General features: G+C 70.6%; 26 protein-coding genes. 8 read left to right on the top strand and 18 right to left on the bottom strand.

Annotated features, from left to right (window positions below; genetic code table 11):
* Positions 1-11: 11 nt before the first annotated feature.
* Positions 12-407: a hypothetical protein gene (locus BKI49_RS21565; protein WP_095935924.1), complete on the bottom strand. Its 396-nt coding sequence runs from the start codon at positions 405-407 to the stop codon at positions 12-14.
* Positions 408-716: 309 nt separating this feature from the next.
* Between BKI49_RS21565 and BKI49_RS21560 the strand changes: the two genes are divergently transcribed.
* A complete protein-coding gene (locus BKI49_RS21560; RefSeq protein WP_095935923.1) occupies positions 717-1,757 on the top strand; it encodes a chitinase in 1,041 nt (346 codons plus the stop codon).
* Positions 1,758-1,968: 211 nt separating this feature from the next.
* On the opposite strand, the gene BKI49_RS21555 is transcribed toward BKI49_RS21560, so the two are convergent.
* From BKI49_RS21555 to BKI49_RS21535, 4 genes are all read right to left on the bottom strand, one after another.
* Positions 1,969-2,418, bottom strand: coding sequence for an imidazolonepropionase-like domain-containing protein (locus BKI49_RS21555; protein ID WP_095935922.1), 450 nt, complete (start codon positions 2,416-2,418; stop codon positions 1,969-1,971).
* Between the two features lie 7 nt (positions 2,419-2,425).
* Positions 2,426-3,625 (bottom strand): cyclic dehypoxanthinyl futalosine synthase, encoded by a 1,200-nt coding sequence (gene mqnC, locus BKI49_RS21550; RefSeq protein ID WP_095935921.1) that lies wholly within the window; start codon positions 3,623-3,625, stop codon positions 2,426-2,428.
* 102 nt (positions 3,626-3,727) lie between these two features.
* Positions 3,728-4,555, bottom strand: a complete 828-nt coding sequence (locus BKI49_RS21545; RefSeq protein ID WP_095935920.1) for a prepilin peptidase — start codon at positions 4,553-4,555, stop codon at positions 3,728-3,730.
* Between the two features lie 762 nt (positions 4,556-5,317).
* On the bottom strand, positions 5,318-8,314 hold the full coding sequence (locus BKI49_RS21535) for a BTAD domain-containing putative transcriptional regulator (protein ID WP_095935918.1): 2,997 nt from the start codon (positions 8,312-8,314) through the stop codon (positions 5,318-5,320).
* A 344-nt stretch (positions 8,315-8,658) separates the two neighbouring features.
* Here BKI49_RS21535 and BKI49_RS21530 point away from each other — a divergent pair, with 344 nt between their 5' ends.
* The 7 genes from BKI49_RS21530 to BKI49_RS21500 all read left to right on the top strand — a co-directional run bounded on the left by BKI49_RS21530 (position 8,659) and on the right by BKI49_RS21500 (position 13,066).
* Positions 8,659-9,315 (top strand): hypothetical protein, encoded by a 657-nt coding sequence (locus BKI49_RS21530; RefSeq protein ID WP_095935917.1) that lies wholly within the window; start codon positions 8,659-8,661, stop codon positions 9,313-9,315.
* A 2-nt stretch (positions 9,316-9,317) separates the two neighbouring features.
* Positions 9,318-10,385, top strand: coding sequence for a hypothetical protein (locus BKI49_RS21525; protein ID WP_095935916.1), 1,068 nt, complete (start codon positions 9,318-9,320; stop codon positions 10,383-10,385).
* 165 nt (positions 10,386-10,550) lie between these two features.
* Positions 10,551-10,946, top strand: a complete 396-nt coding sequence (locus BKI49_RS35930; protein WP_257004900.1) for a hypothetical protein — start codon at positions 10,551-10,553, stop codon at positions 10,944-10,946.
* Positions 10,947-11,009: 63 nt separating this feature from the next.
* Positions 11,010-11,471 (top strand): hypothetical protein, encoded by a 462-nt coding sequence (locus tag BKI49_RS21515; protein ID WP_095935915.1) that lies wholly within the window; start codon positions 11,010-11,012, stop codon positions 11,469-11,471.
* Between the two features lie 82 nt (positions 11,472-11,553).
* Positions 11,554-11,928, top strand: a complete 375-nt coding sequence (locus BKI49_RS21510; RefSeq protein WP_095935914.1) for a hypothetical protein — start codon at positions 11,554-11,556, stop codon at positions 11,926-11,928.
* Between the two features lie 319 nt (positions 11,929-12,247).
* Positions 12,248-12,706 (top strand): hypothetical protein, encoded by a 459-nt coding sequence (locus BKI49_RS21505; protein WP_257004906.1) that lies wholly within the window; start codon positions 12,248-12,250, stop codon positions 12,704-12,706.
* Positions 12,707-12,727: 21 nt separating this feature from the next.
* Complete coding sequence (locus BKI49_RS21500) at positions 12,728-13,066, top strand: hypothetical protein (RefSeq protein ID WP_028805782.1); 339 nt, start codon at positions 12,728-12,730, stop codon at positions 13,064-13,066.
* 36 nt (positions 13,067-13,102) lie between these two features.
* Here the strand turns inward: BKI49_RS21500 and BKI49_RS21495 are convergent, their stop codons facing one another.
* The 13 genes from BKI49_RS21495 to BKI49_RS21435 all read right to left on the bottom strand — a co-directional run bounded on the left by BKI49_RS21495 (position 13,103) and on the right by BKI49_RS21435 (position 23,160).
* Positions 13,103-13,828: a hypothetical protein gene (locus BKI49_RS21495; RefSeq protein ID WP_095935913.1), complete on the bottom strand. Its 726-nt coding sequence runs from the start codon at positions 13,826-13,828 to the stop codon at positions 13,103-13,105.
* A gap of 40 nt (positions 13,829-13,868) precedes the next feature.
* Complete coding sequence (locus tag BKI49_RS21490; RefSeq protein ID WP_179332523.1) at positions 13,869-14,420, bottom strand: TadE/TadG family type IV pilus assembly protein; 552 nt, start codon at positions 14,418-14,420, stop codon at positions 13,869-13,871.
* A gap of 8 nt (positions 14,421-14,428) precedes the next feature.
* Complete coding sequence (locus tag BKI49_RS21485) at positions 14,429-14,911, bottom strand: TadE/TadG family type IV pilus assembly protein (protein ID WP_095935912.1); 483 nt, start codon at positions 14,909-14,911, stop codon at positions 14,429-14,431.
* The gene (locus BKI49_RS21480; protein WP_257004899.1) at positions 14,911-15,291 is read right to left on the bottom strand and encodes a TadE family protein; all 381 of its coding nucleotides are present in this window, start codon (positions 15,289-15,291) and stop codon (positions 14,911-14,913) included. The genes BKI49_RS21485 and BKI49_RS21480 overlap by 1 nt, the downstream gene beginning before the upstream one ends.
* A 107-nt stretch (positions 15,292-15,398) precedes the next feature.
* Entirely contained in the window at positions 15,399-15,650 is a 252-nt protein-coding gene (locus BKI49_RS21475) for a hypothetical protein (RefSeq protein ID WP_028805786.1), read from the bottom strand.
* Between the two features lie 47 nt (positions 15,651-15,697).
* Entirely contained in the window at positions 15,698-16,621 is a 924-nt protein-coding gene (locus BKI49_RS21470) for a type II secretion system F family protein (RefSeq protein ID WP_179332522.1), read from the bottom strand.
* Positions 16,618-17,592 carry a type II secretion system F family protein gene (locus BKI49_RS21465; protein WP_095935910.1) on the bottom strand — a complete coding sequence of 325 codons (975 nt, stop codon included), beginning with the start codon at positions 17,590-17,592 and terminating at the stop codon, positions 16,618-16,620. The genes BKI49_RS21470 and BKI49_RS21465 overlap by 4 nt, the downstream gene beginning before the upstream one ends.
* Before the next feature lie 7 nt (positions 17,593-17,599).
* On the bottom strand, positions 17,600-18,913 hold the full coding sequence (locus tag BKI49_RS21460) for a TadA family conjugal transfer-associated ATPase (RefSeq protein WP_095935909.1): 1,314 nt from the start codon (positions 18,911-18,913) through the stop codon (positions 17,600-17,602).
* Complete coding sequence (locus BKI49_RS21455; protein ID WP_095935908.1) at positions 18,910-19,770, bottom strand: hypothetical protein; 861 nt, start codon at positions 19,768-19,770, stop codon at positions 18,910-18,912. Before BKI49_RS21455 ends, BKI49_RS21460 begins: the two co-directional genes overlap by 4 nt.
* 20 nt (positions 19,771-19,790) lie before the next feature.
* Positions 19,791-20,522, bottom strand: a complete 732-nt coding sequence (locus BKI49_RS21450) for a hypothetical protein (RefSeq protein ID WP_095935907.1) — start codon at positions 20,520-20,522, stop codon at positions 19,791-19,793.
* A gap of 550 nt (positions 20,523-21,072) precedes the next feature.
* On the bottom strand, positions 21,073-21,819 hold the full coding sequence (locus tag BKI49_RS21445; RefSeq protein ID WP_095935906.1) for a hypothetical protein: 747 nt from the start codon (positions 21,817-21,819) through the stop codon (positions 21,073-21,075).
* Between the two features lie 152 nt (positions 21,820-21,971).
* Positions 21,972-22,568 carry a hypothetical protein gene (locus BKI49_RS21440; protein ID WP_095935905.1) on the bottom strand — a complete coding sequence of 199 codons (597 nt, stop codon included), beginning with the start codon at positions 22,566-22,568 and terminating at the stop codon, positions 21,972-21,974.
* A 1-nt stretch (position 22,569) separates the two neighbouring features.
* Entirely contained in the window at positions 22,570-23,160 is a 591-nt protein-coding gene (locus BKI49_RS21435; RefSeq protein WP_095935904.1) for a hypothetical protein, read from the bottom strand.
* Between the last annotated feature and the right edge of the window lie 2 nt (positions 23,161-23,162).

The raw sequence follows: 23,162 nt of genomic DNA, 5'->3' as shown, positions 1-23,162 counted from the left end.
CTGCGTCCCGGTCAGTTGGCGCCGGTGGAGGCGGACACGGAGAGAGCGGAGGAAGGGGCGGCGCCGGTGGGCAGGCCCGACGGCGGGGTCCCGGTGGGGGCGCCGGTGGGGGCCGTGCCGCCCTGCGGCCGCATGCCGCCGCCTCCGGGGGCGGATCCGGCCCGGCCGCCGTCGAAGGGGAACAGCGCGGACGGCGTCAGCGAGGTGCCCCAGCCCATGAAGGCCATGCCGAGCACACAGGCGTACCCGAGGCAGACGACACCGACGAGCGTGCCGAAGCGGCGCAGCAGGCGCGCTCTGCGCCCGGAGTTGTCAACGAAGACGGGACCCTCGGCGGCCCCGTGGCCGCGTTTGCGGCGACGGCCGCGGGCAGTTGCGCGGCTTTCGACGGCGGACTCGGATTGCATTCCCCGGAGATTAAGGCGCCTTTATGTGCGAAAAACTCGGTCTCTCATGTGAGGCGCCCATGAGAGACGCCTCAATCTGTCCTTTCTCTATGAGATTTCCCGGACGACCGCCCCTTCCGACCACCACGCCGTTGGGTGATACACCCTGCTTTGCGCCACCCTTTCACCCCCTTTGCCCGCTTCTCCTCATGGTGTCGCCCCGCACGATCTTCATTCGGGATTCCCGACCGCGTGTGCCACATTTCCCCTACGGATTCAGCGTTCTGTTTCCGTCCTGAGACAGAAATCACGAGAGCGGGTGCTTACGCAATGAGGAGTTTCCTGAAGCCCGCCGGCGGGCTCTTCTGCCTGGCGGCGCTGGCCTGTGCGGGGTGCTCCTCGGGCGGTGGCGGGGCGTCGGACGTGGCCTCCCCGCGGTCGGGCGGGACGCATGCGGCACCCGCGCCCAGCGACAGCGACAGCCCGTCGTCGGCCACCTCGTACGCTCCGTACGTGAGCGCCACCACCGCCTCCGCCACGGACTCCAGCGGGTCGCCGTCGACGTACAACCTGGCCTTCGTGATCTCCGACGGCAGCGCCTGCACGCCGAAGTGGAACGGGACGTACGCCCTCGGCGACTCGGCCGTGGCGTCGCGGATCTCGGCGCTGAAGAAGTCGGGTGCGAGCGTACGCGTGTCCTTCGGCGGGGCCTCCGGAAAGGAACTCGCCTCCACCTGCGACAGCGCGAGCGCACTCGCCGCGGCCTACGGTGCCGCGCTCGACGCCGCCGGCTCGTCGCAGGCGGACTTCGACATCGAGGGCGACGAGCTGGCCGACTCCGACTCGGTGGCGCTGCGCTCGGAGGCGATCGCGCTGCTCCAGAAGGAGCGCACCGATCTGGAGGTCTCCTTCACCCTGCCTGTGATGCCGTCCGGACTCGACGACGACGGCCTCGCTCTCCTGGAGTCCGCCAACGACCACTCCGTGAAGGTCGCGACGGTCGACATCATGACGATGAACTACGGCAGTTCGTACGCGGGCGACATGGGCGACTACGCGATCACGTCCGCCGAGGCGGCCCACGACCAGCTGGAGGTCGTCTTCGGGCTGTCGAGCGCGGGCGCCTGGCAGGGCCTCGCGCTCACCTCGATGATCGGTGTCAACGACGTCGACAACGAGACGTTCACGCTCTCCGACGCCGCCCAGGTCCGCGCGTTCGCCGAGGAGAAGGGGGTGGCGTGGGTCTCCATGTGGTCGGCGTTCCGCGACCGGCAGTGCGTGGACGGCGACGCCGATTCCGATGACGCGGCCACCGACTGCAGTGGGGTGAAGCAGAGTTCGGGGGCGTTCGCGCAAGCCCTCGCAGGCTGAGCCGGCCGCCGTACGTGAGGGTGCGTGAATGTGCGCGAGGGTGCGTGCACGTGCGCGAGGGTGCGTGCGCGCGGGGACGGGGCAACGCGCCAGCGGACCCGGGGCGTTGGCGGGCAGGCCCAGGGTTCTCGCGGGCAGGCACGGGGTGTTGGCAGGGGAGCCGGAGTGTCGGCGGGTGGGAACCCAGGCCGTGCGCGGCCCGGCGGCCGGTCTAGCGGCGCCGGTGCACCAGGCGTCCCGCGCACACGGTCGCGAGGCACGTCCCGTCCGTGTCGAAGACCGCGAGGTCGGCCCGCCCGGTGTCGGTGATCACCGGCGTCCGGGGGTGCGCGAGCACGGCGACGTCGTTGCGCGCGGCGGCGGCGCGCAGGCCGGCGTCGTCCGCGTACGCCTCCAGCACAGCGGTGGCGCCCGACTTCAGTACGGCGTGGACGCGTTCGCGGGGGCTGGGTGCCGCGGGCAGGACCCCTTCGTGGACGCGGGCGGGCCCGAGGGAGCCGGGCCAGCGGCGTACGCGCGCCCCGGGGAACCGCTCCAGCAACTCGTCCAGCGGACCCACGCCCGCGACACGGTCCCCCTCGACAGCCACGGCGCCGTCCTTGAGCGGCGCCGTGTCGCCCCAGCTGCGCCGGAGCTCGTCGGCGGTGTGGATCGTCAGCACGGCGCGGCTAGTTGGAGGCGAGCAGCTTCAGCTCGGGGTGTGCCGTACCGCCCTCGATCGCGGTCGACGAGATGTGGGACATGACGCGCTCGTCGACGGGGTCGTTCGCCGGGTCGTCGTGGACCACGATGTGCTCGTACGTCGTCGCCCGCTGGGCGGGCACGCGGTCGGCCTTGCGGATCAGGTCGATGATCTCCATGCGGTTGGAGCGGTGCTTGGCGCCCGCGGAGGACACCACGTTCTCCTCCAGCATGATCGAGCCGAGGTCGTCCGCGCCGTAGTGCAGGGAGAGCTGGCCGGCCTCCTTGCCGGTGGTCAGCCAGGAGCCCTGGATGTGCGCCACGTTGTCGAGGAAGAGACGGGCGATCGCGATCATCCGCAGGTACTCGAAGAGCGTGGCCTGCGTACGGCCCTTGAGGTGGTTGTTCTCGGGCTGGTACGTGTACGGGATGAAGGCGCGGAAGCCGCCCGTCCGGTCCTGCACGTCACGGATCATCCGCAGGTGCTCGATGCGCTCGGCGTTGGTCTCGCCCGTGCCCATGAGCATCGTGGACGTCGACTCCACACCGAGCCGGTGCGCCGTCTCCATGATCTCCAGCCAGCGCTCGCCGCTCTCCTTCAGCGGGGCGATCGCCTTGCGGGGCCGCGCCGGCAGCAGCTCGGCGCCGGCGCCGGCGAAGGAGTCGAGTCCGGCGGAGTGGATGCGCTGGATCGCCTCCTCGACGCTCACCTTGGAGATGCGGGCCATGTGCTCGACCTCGGAGGCGCCGAGCGAGTGGATGACGAGCTGCGGGTACGCGGCCTTGATCGCGGAGAAGTGCTTCTCGTAGTACTCGACGCCGTAGTCCGGGTGGTGGCCGCCCTGGAACATGATCTGCGTGCCGCCGAGCTCGACGGTCTCGGCGCAGCGCCGCAGGATGTCGTCGAGGTCGCGCGTCCAGCCCTTGGCGGTGTCCTTGGGGGCCGCGTAGAAGGCGCAGAACTTGCACGCCGTGACGCACACGTTCGTGTAGTTGATGTTGCGCTCGATGATGTACGTCGCGATGTGCTCCGTACCGGCGTATCGGCGGCGGCGTACGGCGTCGGCGGCGGCACCCAGGGCGTGCAGCGGGGCGTCCCGGTAGAGGTCGAGCGCCTCCTCGGGGGTGATCCGCCCGCCTGCGGCGGCACGGTCGAGGACGGACTGGAGGTCGGCCTTCTCGGTCACCGGGGCGTCCCTTTCGGAGGGGTGTGGGCGGACCGATCCAGCGTACGCCAGCCACCTCGAGGGCTCGACGCCAGCCCGCGTACCCCGTGGCCACGGCCCCGTTCAGGCCGCGTACGCGCCGATCAGCAGCCCCACGTAGGCGCCCGCGACGAGGAAGGGCCCGAAGGGGATCGACGTCTTGCGTCCGGCGCGCCGCACCACGACCAGGCCCATCCCGTACAGCCCGCCGAACAGGAACCCGGCGAAGGTGGCCAGCAGCACCACGCTCCACCCGTACCAGCCGAGTACGGCCCCGAGGCCCAGCGCGAGTTTCACGTCACCGAACCCCATGCCGTTCGGGTTGATGAGGAAGAGGAGGAAGTACGCGCCGCCGAGCGCGAGCGCCCCGTACAACGCCGTCGACCAGTCCCCGGCGTGCTCGGGCACGAGCGCGGCCGCTCCGAGCAGTACGAGCGCGGCACCGGCGAGCGGCAGGGTCAGCACGTCCGGCAGCCGCTGCACCCGGAAGTCCACCACGGCGAGGAGCACGCCGAGGGGCGCGAGCAGCAGCCAGACGGCGAGCTCCGGCCGGGTACCGGTGGCGAGGGCGAGCCCGGCGCAGACGACGGCGGTGGTGAGGGAGATGAGAGACACGCCGGGGCCGTACGCGGACGGGGTGTCGCCCAGGGCCACCCGGCCCGCGTCGCCGGACACCTCCGACGCCGTACGCGGGATGCCGGGCGCACGCCTCCGGTCGCCGCCGCACTCCGGGCAGCGGGCGAGCCCGAGCCAGCCGCGCGCCGGGCCGGTGAGGGCGTGCCCCTCGGGGCAGCGGTCGCGCCACGGCTCGTCCGGCCGCACGGACAAGCGGTACGCGGGCCGGGGCACCAGCAGCCCGGCCGCCGCGCCCCAGAGAGCGGCGCCGACGGCCACCCAGAGTTCGAGGTCCACGCATTCACCCCAAGAGTTCGTTTACTGCCGCGGGTCATCGTCGCGCAGGGCACGCCGGGTGGGCCATCGTCCGCGGGGCGGATCAGCACGGGCGTCGTCCCACGGGCCGGTCGGCGGGACCGCCCTTCGCCGGTGGGGCGGCCCGGCACGGCCGTCGCCCGCGGGCCGGATCAGCCGACCGGACCCACCCGGCGCGGACCGCACCGGCGCGCGGACCGGGGCTCGGCCGTCGGCCCGGATCACCTTGGGTCCGGTCGTCGCCCGCGGGCCGGATCAGCCGACCGGACCCACCCGACGCGGGCCGCACCGGCGCGCGGACCGGGGCTCGGCCGTCGGCCCGGATCACCTTGGGTCCGGTCGTCGTCCGCGGGCCGGATCAGCCGACCGGACCCACCGGCGCGGACCGCACCGGCGCGCGGACCAGGGCTCGGCCGTCGGCCCGGATCACCTTGGGTCCGGTCGTCGCCCGCGGGCCGGACCGGACCGGGCGTCCTCCCGCAGGGGGATCGTCTCGGCGCGTCCTCCCGCAGGAGGCGGATCACCTCGGCGCGTGCACCCGCAGGGAGCTGACCGTCTCGGCGCCTCCCGCCACGGAGGCGGGGGCGTCGTCGCACGGGGCGGGCGCCTGGTCGCCCAGGCGGACCCTCGGCGGGCGCAGCAGGCCGCCCCCGGCGGGCCCCAAGTGGGCGCAGCAGGCCCCGGCGGGCCCCAGGTGGGCACGGCCGGTCCCCGACGGGCCCACGGCCCCGCGCCCCACCCGGCTCATCCGACGGCGGCGACACCGCTCCGCCACGTCGGCAGCAGTTCGTCCAGCAGCGCTTCGGTGCGCGGCGGCAGCCCGCGCGCACCGCTGCGGGCGACCAGGTCCGCGGCGAGCCGCTTCATACGGTCGCCGTCACCGGTCGTGTGCGTCGCGCGCAGCAGCTCGTTCCACAGGCGCTCGTCGGCGGGGGCGGAGTTCAGGGCGGCGTTCAGGGCCTCGATGGCCTTCTCCGCGCGATCCTTCTCCAGGTGGAAGGCGGACAGCGCGAGCCCGATGTCCGCGACGAGCAGCGGGAGTTGCGCGTCGATGATCTCGTGCGTGAGCCAGCCGTACCGGCCCGCCGGCCGGTCGGCGAGCAGCGGACCGCGCACCAGGACGAGCGCGTCCGTGAGCAACCGCCCGCGCACCGCACGACTGTTGACGCCCTTGCCCTGCGTCGCCTCGTGGTACAGCGACCGCAGTACGTCCAGGTCGGAGACGACCGACTTGGCGAGCGTGAGCCGCCCGGTGGCGTCGGTGCCGAGGCGGGCGGTGCCGTCCGGGTCGGTGCCGAGCCAGTCGCGCAGCCGCTCGACGAGCGCGTCCCGCACGTCGTCGGTGACCCCGCGCGGCCACAGCGCGGACGACAGCACCCGGGGGTGCACGCCCTCGCGGTGCAGGAGCAGCAGGGCGAGCGCCTCATGCATCAACGGGCTGCGCTCGCCGTCGGGTGTGTCCAGACCGATGATCTCGTACGGGCCCACGAGCCGCGCGTACACCGCCGGACGTCCCTGCTCGCTGATGTCGACGAGGAACGGCGGCGCCGCGGAGTTGGTGCTCTCCCGCTCGGGGTCCGCCTCGACGAACAGCTCCACGACCGCCCGCTGCTGCGCCACCGGCAGCGACTGCGCGTCGAGTTCGAGGCCGAGCAGCGGTGCGAGCAGTTTGCCCTCGCCGGTGATCTCCATCTCCCAGGCGGCGCCCGGCAGATCACCGCTCTCCGTGCCGACGAGGTAGCCGATGCCGAGCCGGCTCGCGTCGGCGGCGAGTTCGGCGAGCTTGACGGCGTCCTCGGCGGACGGCTCGGCGGCGAGCAGCACCAGGTGCGGGGCCCAGCGGGTGTGCTGGGCGGGCCCGGTACGGCCGGTGAGCACGGAGTCGTGGCCGGCGGCGCCCAGCGCGCCGCGCCGCTGCCGCGTCTCCGCCTCCATGGTCTCCACGAGCGCCTCGACGTCGTCGAGGTGGCGCAGCCGGTTGGGCGCCAGCGGCGTGAGGTCCTCGCCGAAGCCGACGAGCGTGATCGTCATGCGGTCGGACCAGCCATTGGTCGCCAACTCGGCGGCGACGGAGGCGAAGACGCCCGCACGGTCGCTCGCGCTGCCGCTCAGCGACACGATGCCGGGGACGGACTCCAGGTTGAGGAGCAGCCGGGAGTCGTCCATCGTCCCGAGGCTGACGAGGCCGGGGTAGGGAGCGGCGGTGTCGACGTCCTCGTACCGCTCCGCGTCGGCGCGCGCCAGCATCCAGAACGTCTGGTCCTGCCCGAGCTGCCAGGGCGCGGGCGGCTTCCCGGCCGGCTGGGCGAGCTGGAGGTGCAGGTCGCCGTTGCCGCTGAGCCAGGCCGCGTAGACCGTCGGCAGCGGGCGGGACTCGGCGGCGAGCGCCGCGGCGAGCCCGCGCAGCGACAGGTCGAGCAGGCGTACGCCCTCGGGGTCTGCGCCCACCAGCAGCGCGTCCTGGGCGTCCGCGGCCGAACCGGTGGGGACCGGCGGTTCCATGCCGCGCCGTCCGCCGACCGCGCCGAGCGCCGACTGCCACAGGGCCTGGCGACGCCGGCGGCCGAGCGCGCCGAGCAGGCCCGCGGCGAGGAGGGGGGCGCCGACGAGCGTCTCGGGCAGCCCGAAGGAGAACCCGCTCTCCTCGGCGGCCGAGGAGTCCGAGGCGTGCGAGGCGCCCTGCTCGTGCCGCTGGTCCCCGGCACGGCCGACTCCCTGGTCGCCGCCCGGCCGCTGATGGGGCAGGTGGATGTGGGCGGTGTCCCGGTCGCCGGCGCCGCCGCCCTGCTGCCCGCCGCCCTGCTGGTGGTCGCCGGTCTTCGCGTAGTCGTGGATCTGCTGCTGGACCTGCTCGGAGACCTTCGGCGCCTCGTCGGGCAGTTCGACGAGATCGCCGCCGTGGGCGTCGCCGGGCATCTCCAGGATCCAGCCGGGGCGGATCAGGCTCGCCTCGGAGAGCTTGGAACCGTCGGGCTGCGTACGGTCCTTGTTGAGCTGGTAGATCTCCTTGTAGCGGCGCCCGTCGCCGAGGTGTCGCTCGGCGATCTCCCACAGCGAGTCGTGGTGGCGCCCCTCGGGCGGATGGATCCGGTAGTACTTGGTGTCGCCCTCGTGGGCGTCGTGACCGCTCCCGGCGTCGGCGTGCGACGCCGCGTCGGCGGCCTGCTCGGCGAGCGCGGCGGCCGCGCTGGACGCGGCCTGCTCCTGCTGCTGTGCGAACAGCCCGCCCGGGGTCTGCTGCGCGGCGGCGACCGTGCCGCGCTGGTTGCCCTCCAGGCTCTGGCCGAGCTGCGAGAGGCCCGGCGCGAAGCTGGCCGCGGTGGCGCCGACGAGCAGCAGCGCGGCGACGAGCTGGCGGGCGAGCAGTTGGCTCGGACCGGCGCCGGGGACGCGGTTCGGCAGGCCCACGCCCGACAGCGCGGCCTTCACCTCGACGAGCACGCAGGCGGTGAACTGGGCCCAGGCGAACCACACGATCACCGTCAGCACGTTGATGAACGTGCCGACCGTGATCTCCTGCTGGAGCCAGTCCAGCGAGGGCGCCCCGTGCGGCAGCGGCCACCCCACGCTGACCACGAGCGCGCCCGGAACGCCGACGAGCAGCACCAGCAGCGCGACGAACGCGGCGGTCGCCTTCGCGAAGTCCCCGAACGTCCGTCGACGCCGGGGCAGCGGCTGTGGCGTCCGATTCCTCGGACCCGGCGTGCTTCCCGTCGAGCTTGAAGTGGTGCGTCGGGCCATGGCGGGTGTCCTGGGGTCGTGTGGTGAGGGAGGCGAGAGCTTGGAGCTGCTGAGGTGGTCCGGGGGGTGTGCTGAGCCTATCGAGATCGTACGGAGGTCGTCGAAGGTCAGACAGGGGACGGGACTTGAGCCACGGCCCGCTTTACCGGCCCTCACCCCCTAAGTCCGACTTGCCTGTTGCCCCGGAATCCGTGTCCCGCCTCAGCTCATCATCATTCGCAACCGTCATGTCACAGTTCTCACGGTCCCCACACAATCCCCCGTTGCCGCCCCGATGCCCTCTACGTGCCCCTGATAGCTTCGTTCTCTGCTGCACACATGCCGAACACAGGGGGAGAAAGCCCGTGTCCCGTCGCGCCCTGACCACAGCCGCCGCCGCGCTCACCGCGACCACGGCCCTCCTGCTCACCGCCTGCGGCGGAGGCGACGACAAGTCCTCGGACGACATCAAGGGCGCGGACACCGGCTCGACGTCACCGTCGGCTTCGGCGTCGGGGGGCACCCAGGCCGGCCGGCCCGACGTGAGCGTGCCCAAGGACCTGGACCTGGTCTTCGACTTCGACACCCCGTCCGACGCCAAGCACGCGGCGGCGCTCTCGGACGCACAGAACTACATCCGCGCCCTCGACCACGGCATCGACAAGCGGGACCCCGAGGATCCCGCGTACCAGTTCTACTCGGACGGCAGCGCCTCCCAGTACGCCAAGTCCCAGATCCAGGCGTGGGTCAAGGGCGGCTGGACCGTGACCGGCACGGACAAGTACTACGACGCCGAGACCAACGCCGTGGGGAAGGGGAAGCGCGTCCTCGTCAGCTTCTGCAGAAACCAGGCGGAGTTCTTCGGCAAGGAGATCAAGACCGGAAAGGTCCTGCGCACCAAGGAGAGCCTGAGCAGCTATCAGAAGTTCACCATGATGATGTTCCCGCCGACCGGCTCCTCGCCTGCCTGGAAGGCACAGGTGATCGAGGTCAAGGGGAAGGCGAAGGAGTGCCAGGCATGAGGATGCGCGGACGTTCTTCCCACTGGACCCCGGTGGCGGTGGCGGCATTGGTGCTTTGGAGCGGGGGCACGGCGTACGCGGACGGTCCCGCCGACAACACCACGCCGCCGACGGGCCCTTCGGGCAACTCCGACGGCAACGGGAACATCAACGCCTCAGCCACCCAGTCCCAGATCAAGGTCCGCCAGGTGAAGGGCCCCACCACGGGCAAGCGGGGCAACATCACGTCGGTCGACCCCAGCTGGGAGCCCCCGGCGTGCTGGTACGAGCCCGTCATGACGCCCGAGCAACTGAAGAAGTTCTCGGAGACGAACGGCAGTGGCGATGTCGGCGTCCACGAGACGTGGATCGGCAAGGGGCTGTGGACGGACCACTACCGGGACGAGAAGCCTGAGAAGAACTTCGACGACACCTGGTCCGCCGCGCCCGGCTACAAGGACTACAACATAGGCAAGAAGGGGTACTTCTGGCGCAGCGTCGCACCGGACGACACGGACCCCAAGTCGTGGGACTGCGGCCGGATCATGTTCTGGCAGGACGGCAACACGGTCCCGCAGGTCCCGAACGCCCCGACCCCGAAGACGCTCGCCGAGTACGCCTACAACCAGGTCAAGATCCCGGACACCAAGATCGAGCTCAAGCCCGAGGGCAAGTCCACGGTCAATCTGCCCACGTGGATCTGGCTCGACAAGGGCACCTTCCAGGACGTCACCGTCCGTGCCGAGCTCCCGAACACCAACCTGTGGGCGGAGACCACGGCCAAGCCGGTCGCGCTGCACCTGGAGCCCGGCACGGAGGACGCCGACACCTTCCCGGCCTCCGGCGAGTGCAAGATCAACGACGACGGCTCGATCGGCACCCCGTACGAGAAGGGCGACTCCGACAGGACGCCGCCGTGCGGCATCGAGTACCTGCGCGCCACGAGCGGTGCGCCGTACCAGCTGAAGGCCTCCATCACCTGGCAGATCTCCTGGGAAGGCACCGGCGGCGCCAAGGGCGACCTCCCGGACGGCACCTTCGAGACGACCCAGGACATGAATGTCCAGGAAATCCAGTCGATCAACCGGTAGGCCCGCGCGCGCCGACGTCGCCCACATCGGCACGGAGTCGTGCCGCACGGCGATCGAGACACAGCCCGGCGACAGCAAAGCCCGCACCGGGAAGGCGGATTGATCCGACGGCTCACTGCGCCATCGCCGAGGCCACCGCGAGGGCGGCGCAACCGAGGAGCTCAGATGATCCGCCCCGTAGGCTTCTTCTCCGAACTCGACCCCGGCTGGGGACTGCCTCTTGACGGACTCATGCGTGATGCCGTGAACCCGACGGGAGAGCCGGACGAGGCGGAGGTCGTCTCCTACCTCAGAAACGGGGCGCGGATCTGGAGCGAAATGAGCGCGGGCCCCGACGTCCTGGACCCCGGAGCTCCCGGCCTGTGCGGCATCGGATCTCTCTACACGGACGGCACCTGGCTGTGGCGTGAGGATCTCCCCTACTACCTCGGCACGTATCACGTGTCCCTGCCCGCGGAGTTCGTCGCCCACGTCAGGCTCGCCCACCACCAGATGCCGGAAGTGCCGGAGACGCGGCTGATGGAAATCCTGGAACGGGACCTCGGAATCGATGTGACATAGGCAGGAGCCGGCGAAAGAAACGTCCGGGAGAGATGCGACGAATGCCAGATATTCCAAAGCACCGTGACCGACCGGTGGATGGTGGTGAAGAACAGCGGCCCATGGTTCGGCCTGAGCCACGCGCAGCTTCACGAAGTAGAAATCCACGTCTCTGACATGAAGCAGATCCCAGCGCCTTTCAAGCTGAATGAACCAGCCCGCACGGTCCCGGCAGAGCCCGATCGTCTTACCATCGAAGTCAGCGAGCGTCTGGCTGAATACCTTGAGACCGCAGAAGACCTTGTGCTCGCCCCGGGCACAAGACAGTCGCCTCTGTCCGACAACCCTGAACACCGTGTGCGCGTCGGAGTCATGACGGACGGTGAATGGGTGTGGGATCTCGCGTGGGCCGACCTGGTCCGCGAAAGCCGAATCTCCCCCGGGGACGACTTCATGCATCATGTCGAGAGGCTCGACTTCCTGCTGCCCGAGGTCTCGGAAGAACGAATCATGGAGCTCTGCGAAGCTCTTGACATTCCGTACTGATTGTCGGCCCGCGCCTCGACAGCCGCGACTTCACCGGCATCGCCCAGCTCGGCACACTCTGAAAGGCGGTCGACCTGCGCCCATGACGACGGTGCCCGCGCCCTACCGTATCGGAGAGGAAGAAACCTATATCGAGTGCGCCATTGGTTCGCTCACAGAGAAACTCGCTGTCAAGCTTGCCGGATATCTGGAGAGCGCAGAACCGCTGCTCTTCTCCCCCGGTACTCTTCCCGACCCCTTTTCCGATTCCGAGGGAATGCGGGTTCGTGTCGGTGTCATGACGGACGGGACCTGGGTCTGGAATCTGGCCTGGTCCGACTACGTCCAGTACCATCGCGTGGCCCCGCCCGCCGAGTTCATCCGGCACGCGGAGTCGCTCGACTTCGTACCGCCCGAGATTTCGGAGGACGAAGCAATGCGGCTCACCGAGGCCGCGGGGCTCCCGATTCCCGACTGACCGCCGAAGCCAGACGGCTGACGGCTGACGGCTGACGGCTGACGGCTGACGGCAGGACAACTCATGAGGCAGGAAAGAGGAATCTAGCACCGTGCCCACCACGCCCGACCCGATCCACGACCCAGCCGGCCCGGGCGAACAGGAGGGCGTCCAGGAGGTGGCCCAGGAGGACTTCAGAGGAATTTCCCTGTCCGTCCCCGAGTCCTGGTGGGAGTTCGACATCCGCCCTGAGGGCCGGGACAGCACCATCCGCGCGCTCGTCGACGAGCGGATCCGCGAAGTTCCCGAACTCGGGGACTACCGCGCCGAGCTGACCGCCATGCTGCGCAGGATGGCCAAGGACGCGCACGACTCCGGTGCCGTGTACATGGGTTGCATGGCGGAGAACTTCGAGGGCGTGCCGCTGTCGGCGACCGTCACCATGTCCGTGCTCGGCGCCAAGAACAAGCAGGGCGTGGCCCTGTCCACGGATCCGCGGGCCATCACAGAGAGCCTCCGGGCCATCACGCCGCGCCGCGACGGCGACGTCTGGCGCACGGTCACCACGGTCGACATCCCCGAAGTCGGCCCGGCTGCCCGGACGTTCGGCGTCGAGGACGTTCCCGTCGCGCAGGGAGACACCCGTACCCTTCGTATGGTGCTGACCCAGACGTACATTCCCGTCCCGGGAACCGCCGGCCAGGTGGTGCTCGTCTCCGGGGCCAGCCCGGTGCTGGACCTGGCGGAGGCGTTCCACGACGTCTTCGACGCCGTGACCGGCACGTTCCGCTTCGTCTGACGAATCAAGGGGGAACCGCACATGGGCACGGGCAAGAGCGACCTCGCGCTCCCGCTCAGCGAGCTGGAGGACTACGGCGGGCGGCTGCGCGACATCAAGACCCGGCTGAACCACACCAAGAAGCTCTTCGAGTCCTACAAGGACGACCTCGGCGACCACACGGTCTACGACGCGCTCGACGACTTCGAGTCCGGCTGGGAGGACGGCCGTGAGGACATCTCCCAGGCCCTCGACGCCCTCGCCGACATGTCCGACGCCGTCGTCCGCGAGTTCAAGAAGCTCGACGACAAGCTGGCCAAGGACGTCTCCGACGGGGTGAAGACGGAGAAGAAGGGCGGCAAGGGCGACGGCGGGAAGTAGCGCAGGGCCGGGCGCATCGCACCGCGCCGGCCGGCGTCACGCCTCTCGCAGTACCGCCAGGGCGAACGCCAGGCGTCGGTCCAGCCAAGGGGCGTGCGGGTGGTACACCCGCACGCCGTCCAGGTGGCCGGAGGTGAGGACCAGGTCCTCCTCCTCGTCCCCCGTACGCCACGTCACCGGCTTCCACACGTGCGTACCCCGCTGGTCGCCGCCCTCGGCCCCCAGGCCGGCGACGGAGTCGACGACGCCGGACACGAGGGCGCCGGCCCCGCGGACGGCCTTCTCCCTGCCCCGCGCGGCGATGTCCTTCGCACTGCCCCTGGCCCAGTGGTAGCGGGCCACGATCTCCGGGTGTCCGGGCTGCCGCAGCCACCAGCCGTGCTGGACGGCCCGCTTGGCGGCGGAGGTGCGGTGCACGTGTCCCAGTTCCGCTCCGTCGGCGTCGGTCACGCGGTAGGCGGTGCCGCGGCTCACGGGCGTGAGGACGCACAGTGGTGCCCCACCGGGCTCGACGGCCGCGTGCAGCTCGTACGACGGGGTCCTGTCGTCGGCCTCACCGAGGCGTGTGACGACCGCCGCCGGGGCGAAGTACCGTACGCCGTCCCGCATCGTCGGTTCCCGTACCGCCCGCTCCCCCGTCAGCGCCTTGCGCCGGAAGGCCGCCGGGCGCAGCACGTCGCCGACGACGAAGCCGCCGACGCCGCCGGTCCCTTCCCACGGCACGGGTTCGACGACCGGCTCGTCCTTCTTCCGCCCGAACACCGCCAGGCCACCTCCGCTCGTCCGCCGCCGCGATGCCGGCTCAGCCGACCTCGTTCTCCGCCACCGCGCTGCCGTGCACGACGACGTCGCCGCCGTAGAACATGCCGGTGAAGACCGGGGAGTAGGTGAGCTGGACCTCGACCTCGACCTGGTTCTCGTCCGCGGCCACGCAGTGCGTGGCCGCGATGTCCGCGCCGGACATGCCCATTTCGCGGGCGAACGCCTTCACGCGGGCCCCGCAGTTCTGGTAGCGGATGGGGGCGCCGCCCTTGCCCTGGTTCTGGTAGAGGGCTTCCTTGTCTACGTCCTGGGCTGCGTAGCGGGCGGCCTGTTCCGCTATGTCCGCGGCCCGCTCGCGCTTGGAGATCGACATGCCGCCGTCGATGACGAAGGCCGACAGGGAGAGGAAGACGATCGCGAAGATGATGACCGCGCCGGCACCGGAACCACGGTCGTCCAGGCGGGCCCGGCGCGCCCCGGCCCACTCCCGGGCGCGGGTACGCAGCCCCGAGGGCACCTCCCGGTCGCCCGGTTCGCTCCGCCCCGCCCGGGCACCAGGACCAGCCTGTCCCACGTCTGCGCGCAGCCTCATGTGCCCCATCACGCCTTCCTCTTGAAGGGGTCGAGCGGCGAGGTGAACGAGCTGGTCAGGGTCGTCGGGACGTCCAGGCCGAGCATGGCAAGGCCCCGCACCTGGCAGCTGACCTCGACCGTGAAGAGCTCGGCGTCCGCGAATCCGGTGCTGGTCTTGGTGACGGTCACCGGGCCGGAGCACACGTCCGCGAGGTCGGCGTCGGCCGCCTTCTGCGCCTCGGACATGGCGGTCGTCTCCTCCCGCTGGAGGGATCCGGCGCGTGCCGCGTCCCGCGCGGCCCCGTCGAGCGCGCCCCGGCCGTCCACGAGCTGCCCGAAGGCCACCAGGACGAGGATGAAGAGGATCATCACGGGAGCGAGGATGACCACCTCCACGGTGGACAGTCCCCGGTCCCCCTGGTGACCCCAGGCCCCCCGGGGTCCCCGGCCCCGGTCGCCCTCGCGGCACTCCGTCACCCGGTCCCGTACGAAGGAGACGAGCCCCGCCATCAGTTCTCGCCCTCCTTCACGAATCTCTCCACCGGGCCCACCGACTGGGCATGCACCGTGAGGTCCAGGCCCGGGAACACGGTGGGCACCTTGGCGGTGATCTCCACCCCGACCTTGTTCTGCTCGGGCTGGAGAAGCTTCACGTCCGGGGACAGGACCAGCTGCGGGCCGAGCTGGCGGATGTAGCTGTCCACGACGTCACGTGCCTCGCCCCGCCACGCTCCGGGCTGTTCGTCGGCCGTGGCGCGGGCCTTGCGGGCACCCGCCTGGGCCGCCGCCTGGGCCACGTGGTCGGCGAAGAAGTACAGCGCGAACTGCACCGTCGCGAAGATCATGAAGAAGAGCACCGGCGTGAGCAGCACGAACTCGATCGCGGTCATGCCGGAATCGCCGCGGGCGGAGGCGGCCTCCACCCGGCGGCGTACCCAGCGACGTACCCCTGGACGTGCGCGCACCCGTGTCCCCGTGTGAGAAGTAACGGAACGGCTCAGCAGGTCTTGCCGGCGTCCGCGCCCTTGATGCAGTCGCCCACCTTGTTGGCGCCGTCGCTGAGGGCGGCGTTGATGATGGCGGCGACCACGCCGACGATCGCGACGACGACGGCGGAGATGATGACCCACTCCACCGCGGACGCACCCCGGTCGAGTTCGCCGGAGCGGGCGCGCTGCACCCGGCCCTGGAGGAAGGTGATCAGGAAGTCCACCCCCGGGATCCCGGTGCTGAAGTTCCGTCCGTTCATGATGAGTTGTCCTCTCGAAATGACGTGGATGAAGTTGTCGGTCGGCGTCAGACCTGGAAGACGCGCATGGCGGCGGGAAAGATCAGGAAGACCAGGAAGCCGGCGCACAGCAGCAGCTGGGCGACGAGCATCGACTGCGACTTCTCGCCCGCGCTGCCCTCGATCTCGGAGAGCTCGCGGTGCCGCATGGTCTCGGCGCGGGAGGCGAGCGACTCGCGGACCTTCGCGCCGTCGTCCGCGACCAGTGCCAGGGAGGCCGACAGGTCCTTCAGTTCCTCGACACCGAGTTCCTCGCCCAGCGAGCCGAGGGCCTGCCACTGGCTGATGCCGGTGATGCGGGCGTCGGCGAGCGCGTTGCGGATGCGCTGGGTGGCCCACCCGTCGGAGACCTCGGCGGCGGCCATCAGCGCCTCGGGCAGGCCCCGGCCGCCGGCCAGGCTCATCGACACGAGGTCCAGGTACGCGCCGATCACGCGCCGCAGGTCGCGCCGCTTGTCCGCCGCGTCCCGCCGCACCTCCACGTCGGGGAGGAAGAAGAAGACGAGGGCGAACAGCAGGGCCAGCCAGACCGGGATGATCGGGCTGCTGCCGAAGCCGAGCGTCCAGACGACGGCGAAGAGGAACGGTCCGAAGAACACGCCGGCCGCGGCGAGCAGCACCTTCGTCGCGAGGAACTTCTCCCAACTCCGGTCCAGGACGGCGAGGTCGGCGCGCAGCGAGCGTTGCTCCCAGCCCTGCTGGAGGTAGAACTCGGCGACCCGGGTTCCGACTTGGGCCCGCAGACTGCCGAGTTTCCCGGCGTCCTGTCCGCCGCGGTGCGCGGATTCGTAGGCGGCGCCCCGCGCCCGCATCGCGTCGATGCGCGCGACCTGCGCGACCGCGCTGCGCTTCGACGGCATGAGGGCGCGTACGAGTGCGTAGGCGCCCAGGCCCAGGACGGCGCCGATCAGGATCGGCATGGTCAGGTTCATCGACGTACCGCCTCGTCGGTGGAAGCCGGCGTACGGGGGCGCACGAACTGCACCGACGACTCGTCGCGCACCAGGAACCGCTCGGGCGTCTCGATGGTGGAGAGCTTGCGCAGCCACCAGAAGCCGAGCGCGAACAGGCCGCAGACACAGGCGAGGACGAGCTGTCCGACCGCCGTGCCGTACGGCTTGACGAAGTCGCGGTTGAAGATCGACAGGCCGAGGACGAAGGCGATCGACACCGCGACGACGATCTGCACCGAGCGGCGGGTCGAGGCGCGCTGGGCCATCACGCGCTGGCGCATGTCGACCTCCTCGCGAGCCGACTTGGCGAGCGCGCCGAGCACTTGGCGCAGACCTGGCCCGCGCAGCCGGGCGTTGAGGATGAGTGCGGCCACGATGATGTCCGCGGACGCGTCGTCGATCTCGTCGGCCAGTTGCTGCAGTGCCTCGGGCAGCGGCGTACGGGAACGCAGCCGGTCCACCAAGGAGTCCAGGTGGGGCCGCAGGACGGGGGCCGAGGCGCGTGCCGAGGCGGGGATGGCCTGTTCCAGGCCGACCGCTCCGGCGATGGTGTCGCGCAGCGACTCGGTCCAGGACGCCAGGGCCTCCACCCGGCGCATCGCGGCGCGCTCCTCGGAGGCGCCGCCGAAGAGCTTGTCCCAGAAGAAGACGAGGATTCCGGCGGCGATTCCGGCGACGGCCCACCGGGTCAGCAGCAGGACGACGAGTCCCACGATGGCGGCGGTGGATCCGCGTCGGCCGGCGAACCGGACGAGTTCACCGGCCCGTTCGCTCGCCTTCTGCTTCTCGTGCTCGGGCTTGGCCGGCAGTCCGCGGACCGCGACGGCGAACAGCGCGATGCCGCCGCCCACGGCGACACCGGAGGCGAGCGCGAACAGGACGGTGGTGGAGAACAGCCCGCCCATGGAGCCGAGCGAGCCGAGCGCGGCGAGGGAAGTCATGTCCGTCATGCGATGATCAGCCCCAATTCCCGCCGCCGGGCAGCCGGTAGCCGTGCTGGACCAGGTCGTCGAGGCAGGCGATGGGCGCGTGCGGCACGACCCGTCCGTCGGGGGCCTCGGCGAACACCTCGCTCGACAGCACCCGGCCGTCGACGCCGTTGACCTCGCGCACGGAGGTGACCATGCGCTGGAGCCGGCCGCCCGTCTGGTAGTTGTTGCGCCGCTGGATGAAGACGACGAAGTTCACCGCGCCCGCGACGAGCATCTGGCTGGCCTCGATGGGCAGCCGCTCGGTCGCCTGGAGCGCGTAGGTGGAGATGCGGTTGAAGACCTCGCTGGAGCTGTTCGCGTGGATCGTGGACAGCGAGCCGTCGTTGCCCTGCGACATGGCGTTCAGCATGGTCACGATCTCGTCGCCGAGGACCTCGCCGACGATGACCCGGGAGGGGTTCATACGGAGCGATCGGCGCACCAGCTCGGCCATGGTGATCGACCCCTGCCCCTCGGAGTTGGGCAGCCGTTCCTCGAAGGCCACCACGTTCGGGTGCAGGTCGGTGAAGGTGTCGAGGCCGAGTTCCAGGGCCCGTTCGACGGTGATGAGGCGCTCGTGCGGCGGGATCTCGTTGGCGAGGGCGCGCAGCAGGGTGGTCTTTCCTGCGTTGGTGGCGCCGGCGATCATGATGTTCTTGCGGGCGCGAACGGCGCAGGCGAGGAAGTGGGCGACCTCGGGCGTGATGGTGCCGTTCCCGACCAGGTCGGAGACGAAGACCTTGCCCATCCGCGCACGGCGGATGGACAGTGCGGGCCGGCGCGTCACGTCCATGACGGCGGAGAGCCGCGACCCGTCCGGCAGCCGCAGGTCGAGCTGCGGGTTGGCGGAGTCGAAGGGCCGGGAGGAGAGACCGGAGTAGGCGCCCAGCACCTGGATGAGCTCGATCAGTTCCTCGTCGTTCTCGGCGACGGGATCGCCCTTGACCTCGCGGCCGTCCGCGTAGCCGATGAAGACCTGGTCGTACCCGTTGATGTCGATGTTCTCGACTTCCGGGTTGTCGAGGAGCGGCTGGAGGCGGCCCACGCCGAACAGCGCGGCGTGCACGGCGGCCGCGTACTGCTCCTCGGTCTCGGCGTCGAGGGGGGTGCGTCCGAGGTTGATCTCGGTACGGGCGTAGTCCTCGAGTATCTGGGCTATGACCGCCCGCGCGTAGTGCCGTTCGTCCTCGCTGGACATCGGCGTGACGCCGCGGACCTGGTCCTCGCGGCGCTGTTCGGCGATGCGGTCACCGGCGTCCTGCCGGAACCGCTTGACCAGCTGGTGGTCGACGGCGGTCATCGCCCTGCTCCGGCGGCGGGCTGCCCGTGCGGCCCCTGCGCCCCGGTGGCCGGTACGGACCAGGCGGCGCCGTACTGCTGGTACAGGTCCGCGGTGACCTTGCGGGCCGAGCGGATGAGCAGCGACTTGTCGAGCCGTCCGCGCTTGCGTCCCGCCAACTGGTCGGCGCCCGCGGGGTCGTCGGCGAGGGTGCCCACGACGCGCGCACCGGTCTGCGCCGCCACCAGCATGTCGTTGACCTGGTGGACGAGCTTCGCGGAGTCGCCGGGGTCGGTGACGAGGACGACGCCGATGAGCGGCGTGGCGAGGGTCGCGGCGCCGCGGGGGCCGCCGTGCAGCTTGGCGGCGAGGGCGGCGGCCCGGTCGCGTACGCGGGCGATGGACTCCGGCTCCGTACGGGAGACCAGCAGGACCAGGGCGGCCTGCGAGAACATCTCGACGACGGGGGTCTCGCCGCTGATCCGGCCGCAGTCGGCGATGACGTCGGCGGGCGCGTGCGGGGAATCGGCGAGCTGCGCGAACGCCCGGCCGAGGGTGGGCCACAGTCCGGCGAGACCGGCGGCCTGTTCGGCGATGCCGAGCCCGACCAGTACCTCCAGGCCGCCACTCAACGGCTGGACGTGGTCCCAGAGTTGGTCGGGCACGAGACCGCGCCGTGCGGTCGCCGCGATGGACAGCATGCCGGTGTTGGGGTTCAGCGGACCGCCGTGGGCCGCCGCGCTGCGGTAGACGAGGTCGCCGCCTGCGGGGTCCGTCTCGGCGAGCAGGACCCGGCGGGGCCAGACCGCGGCGAGGGCGACGGCGGCGGTCGTGACGCCGGGGGATCCCTTGTCGGCGGCGAGGGCGATGAGCGCCATGGCTTCTACTCCACTCGCCCTCAGTTGCCGGAGACCAGGACGAGGGAGACCGCGTTGGCGGCGGCGGCGCGGGTCAGTGCCGCCGCGTCACTCTCGTCGACGGTCACCGTGACCTGCTTGTTGGTGCTGCTGATGGTGCTGTCGCTGTCGTCCGGCACGCTGGTGACGCGGGCCGCGGAGACGATCGGCGTGCTGCTTCCGCCGCTCGACGACGAGCCGGACCTCTCCGAGGAGGAGGAGGACGACGAGGAGGAAGAGGAGCTGTCACCGACGAAGTAGGCGGCGACGATGTCGCCGGACTTCAGGTCGGCCGGGTACTGGCCCTCCTTGAGGGAGAGACCGACGACGGCCTTGCCGGCGGGGAGGCTGCTCTTGCTCGCGAACATGTCGCCGATGACGACGGTCCCGTTGTAGATGGTGGACTTCGCCTTGAGCGCCTTGAGGCCGGTCCGCTGGTTCCAGCGGACGTAGTTGATGGAGGGGTCGTCCGCGACCATCACCGAGGTGATGTGGTCGCCCACGGACTCGCCGGCCTGGATGTCGGCCGTCACCCGGACGACCTCGACACGGTCGCCGGCCCGCAGCACCAGCATGGTGGCGCCGAGGGCGCCGACGAGGATGAGGAGGACCGCGAGAGCGGCGAGCGCGGGTTTGCGCTCGCGAGGCGCCGAGGGCAGACGCTCACCCATCGCCGGCTGCGCCGACGTGGCGGAACGGTTGTTTCCCGCCCCCGTACGCTCTTGGATCTTCACGCAACCGCTCCCCGTACACCCAAGAAGATTTCTGCCAATTCACATGCCAATTGGGACACTTCGCCCCCGGTCCGCCCGAGGTGGACGTACCGCCCGACCTGGCCGGATAGCCAGCGCTGGAGCGAGTGTCAAGCCATGGCACCGTATCAGCCGCACATAAGCCCCTCAAGGCGCGTCAGGGACCGCTGACATCGGCGGACTCGTCGTTGTTCACGCGCAACGGAGGGCGTCTGGTTCCCTGTTGGGGAAGGGAATCGGACCTGGTGCTCCGGTGTGCGGGCGCGAATCGACGAAGGCCCCGGCGCCGACGATTCGTCACGGACTGCGCACGAGGCCTGCACGAGGTGCTCACGGCCGGGTCGCGTGGCAGTGATCTTTCAGTCGCATGGGGGACGGGGTGGGGGGGGTGGGGTGCGCTCGTCCCACCTCCGGGGTGCCGTCGGGGTAGGGCGCAACTGTCGCTCTGAGCCCCACCTTCCGGGGCGTCGCGGGGGGCCTCGCCGTCGCCCTGAGGCTCCCACCGACTTCATCCGTGACCCGCAGCCACGCCTCAGACATGCAGGGACTTCGCCGCGAACGCCAACAGGTCATCGAGACACAGGCGGCGCGCCCCGTCTCCTTCTGCTCCTCCGGAGAGAATCCAGTCCACGTCCCAATCCACCCGGAATACCTGTCCGCGGAAATTCTCGAACTCGACAAAGCTTCCCGGGGCGGCGTCGAGCAGTTCGAGTTCACGGTACAAAGTCTCCGGCTTGACCAGAACGCCGTCCGGACCGCCCGCCCTTCCCTTGGTCACCGTGTTGTCGTACCGCACCCTGAGGAAGGGAACCGGTGTCCGATCGAGGTCGGCCGGAGTGAGGAACCTGATGAATCTCTCCCGGGCATCCTCCACCGAATAACGGTCGGGCCGAGCGAATTCACACGCGTATCCGGGGAATACTGCCCAGGTTACCTTCTGCAGTTCCGGTTGCTGCACTTCGTGATAACGGTGCACCCCCGGACGCGCAGCGGCGAGGACGTCAAAATCGCGCCCCGGATACCGGAAGCCGGGAATCGTGGTCAACAGTGTGTCGCCGGACTGGAGCCGGGAGCTGTTCTCGCGTGCCGTCACGAGGAGCGCGCGGACCAGCCCCTCGTCGTAGGAGTCACGGGCGTTCACCTGGAAGAGATGCCGACGATCCCCGCTGAGCACCGCAGCGAAGTCGAGCCCGGGAATGGGCGACCAGTGCCAGGCGTCCGAGATTCCCGAAAACTCCTCAACACCCGGAAAACTCGACACGACAACGGCCGGATCCATACAGCCCTCCTCTTACGCACCCGTGAGGAATAATTCGGTCCGATATCCTGTCGATACCGCGGCGCACGCCGACCATCACGGCCGTCCATCCTTCTGGGGTGCCGGGTGCGCCGTCGCTCCGATGCTCGGCTTTTCTGCGTCCCGCCGCGCCGTCACAGCGCCGCGTGATGCTCCGCGAACTCGGCGATCACCTCAGGAGGATTGGCCGCCTCGGTGGCTTCCGTCTCCCAGCCGGGCCGGTCCATGTCGAACAGCACGACCGGCACCGGCCGTCCGAGGGCCCGTTCGAGGTGCCCGTCGGCCCGCAGGCGTCGCGCCGTGTCGATGCAGACTGCGTCGAAGTGCGCGACGAGTTCGTCGTCACGGGCGTCCCGCTCGTCCTCGGAGAGTGTGCCGTCGTCCTCGTACCAGAGCCCCTCCGCCTTGGCTTCTGCCAGGTGCAGGGCGCTGCCGACCGGGTCCTCGGGCACGTGGCCGACCGTCTCGAAACCCTCCAGGAGCCAGTACGCGTACTCCCACCGGGCCGTCCCCTCGTACGAGCACTCCTGCTCCAGGACCCGGCGGACCTCGCTCTCGGTGTTGTAGCCGATGGCCACATACGGACAGCGGGGGTCCTGGCCCACGCGCCAGATGCGGAACGAGACGACGTAGATCTCGGGCTTGAGCGCCTCGGGGAAGCCGTCCACGATGCGCACGGCCTCCTTCAGGACATGCTGTCGGAGGGCCGCCGCCCCGGCTTCGTCGCTCATGTCAGAACCCCCACGGGTTGTGATGCGGAACCAGCCCCGGATCCTCCGACCACACCAGCCGCACCTCCAACTGGTCACCCAGCAGCGCGGTCAGACGCTCGACCGCCCAGCCGTTCCAGCAGACAGCCGTCGGAAACCCCGTCGTGCGGAACGCCGGCACGTCCACCGGCACCGCCTCCGGCCGGAACACCGACCGCTGCACCCGGCCCAGCTGATCCGGCGGCGACGACCTCTCCATGTCCAGGCAGTCCGCCACCCGCTCCACCAGGTACAGCAGGTACTCGTCCGCCGCCTTCTCGATCCGCACCGGCAACAGCCGGCCCGCCTTCTCCAGGTCGTCCCGCAGCAGATCCGCGATACGGCGGCTCAGGACGGGGGAACCGGGAGTTCCGGTCGGAAACTCGTTCTTCTTCCAGCGCGGGTCGCCTACCCACTCCGCAGTGAGCTCCGTGGGATACATCCCGGTCGAACCGCCCAACTGCCAGCGCATCAGCTCCACCCGGACGTCATCGAACTGGAGCATCTGGAACTCTCGCATGCTCGGCAACAGGCGATACAGGGACAGAGGAGTTCGGCGGTCTTCGGTCGTCATGG

Origin of the sequence: Streptomyces sp. Tue6028 (assembly GCF_002300165.1) — a bacterium.
In the GTDB taxonomy this organism is placed as follows: Bacteria; Actinomycetota; Actinomycetes; order Streptomycetales; family Streptomycetaceae; genus Streptomyces; species Streptomyces siamensis.
Note: the sequence above shows the minus strand (reverse complement) of the source record. Positions and strands in the feature narration are given on the sequence as shown.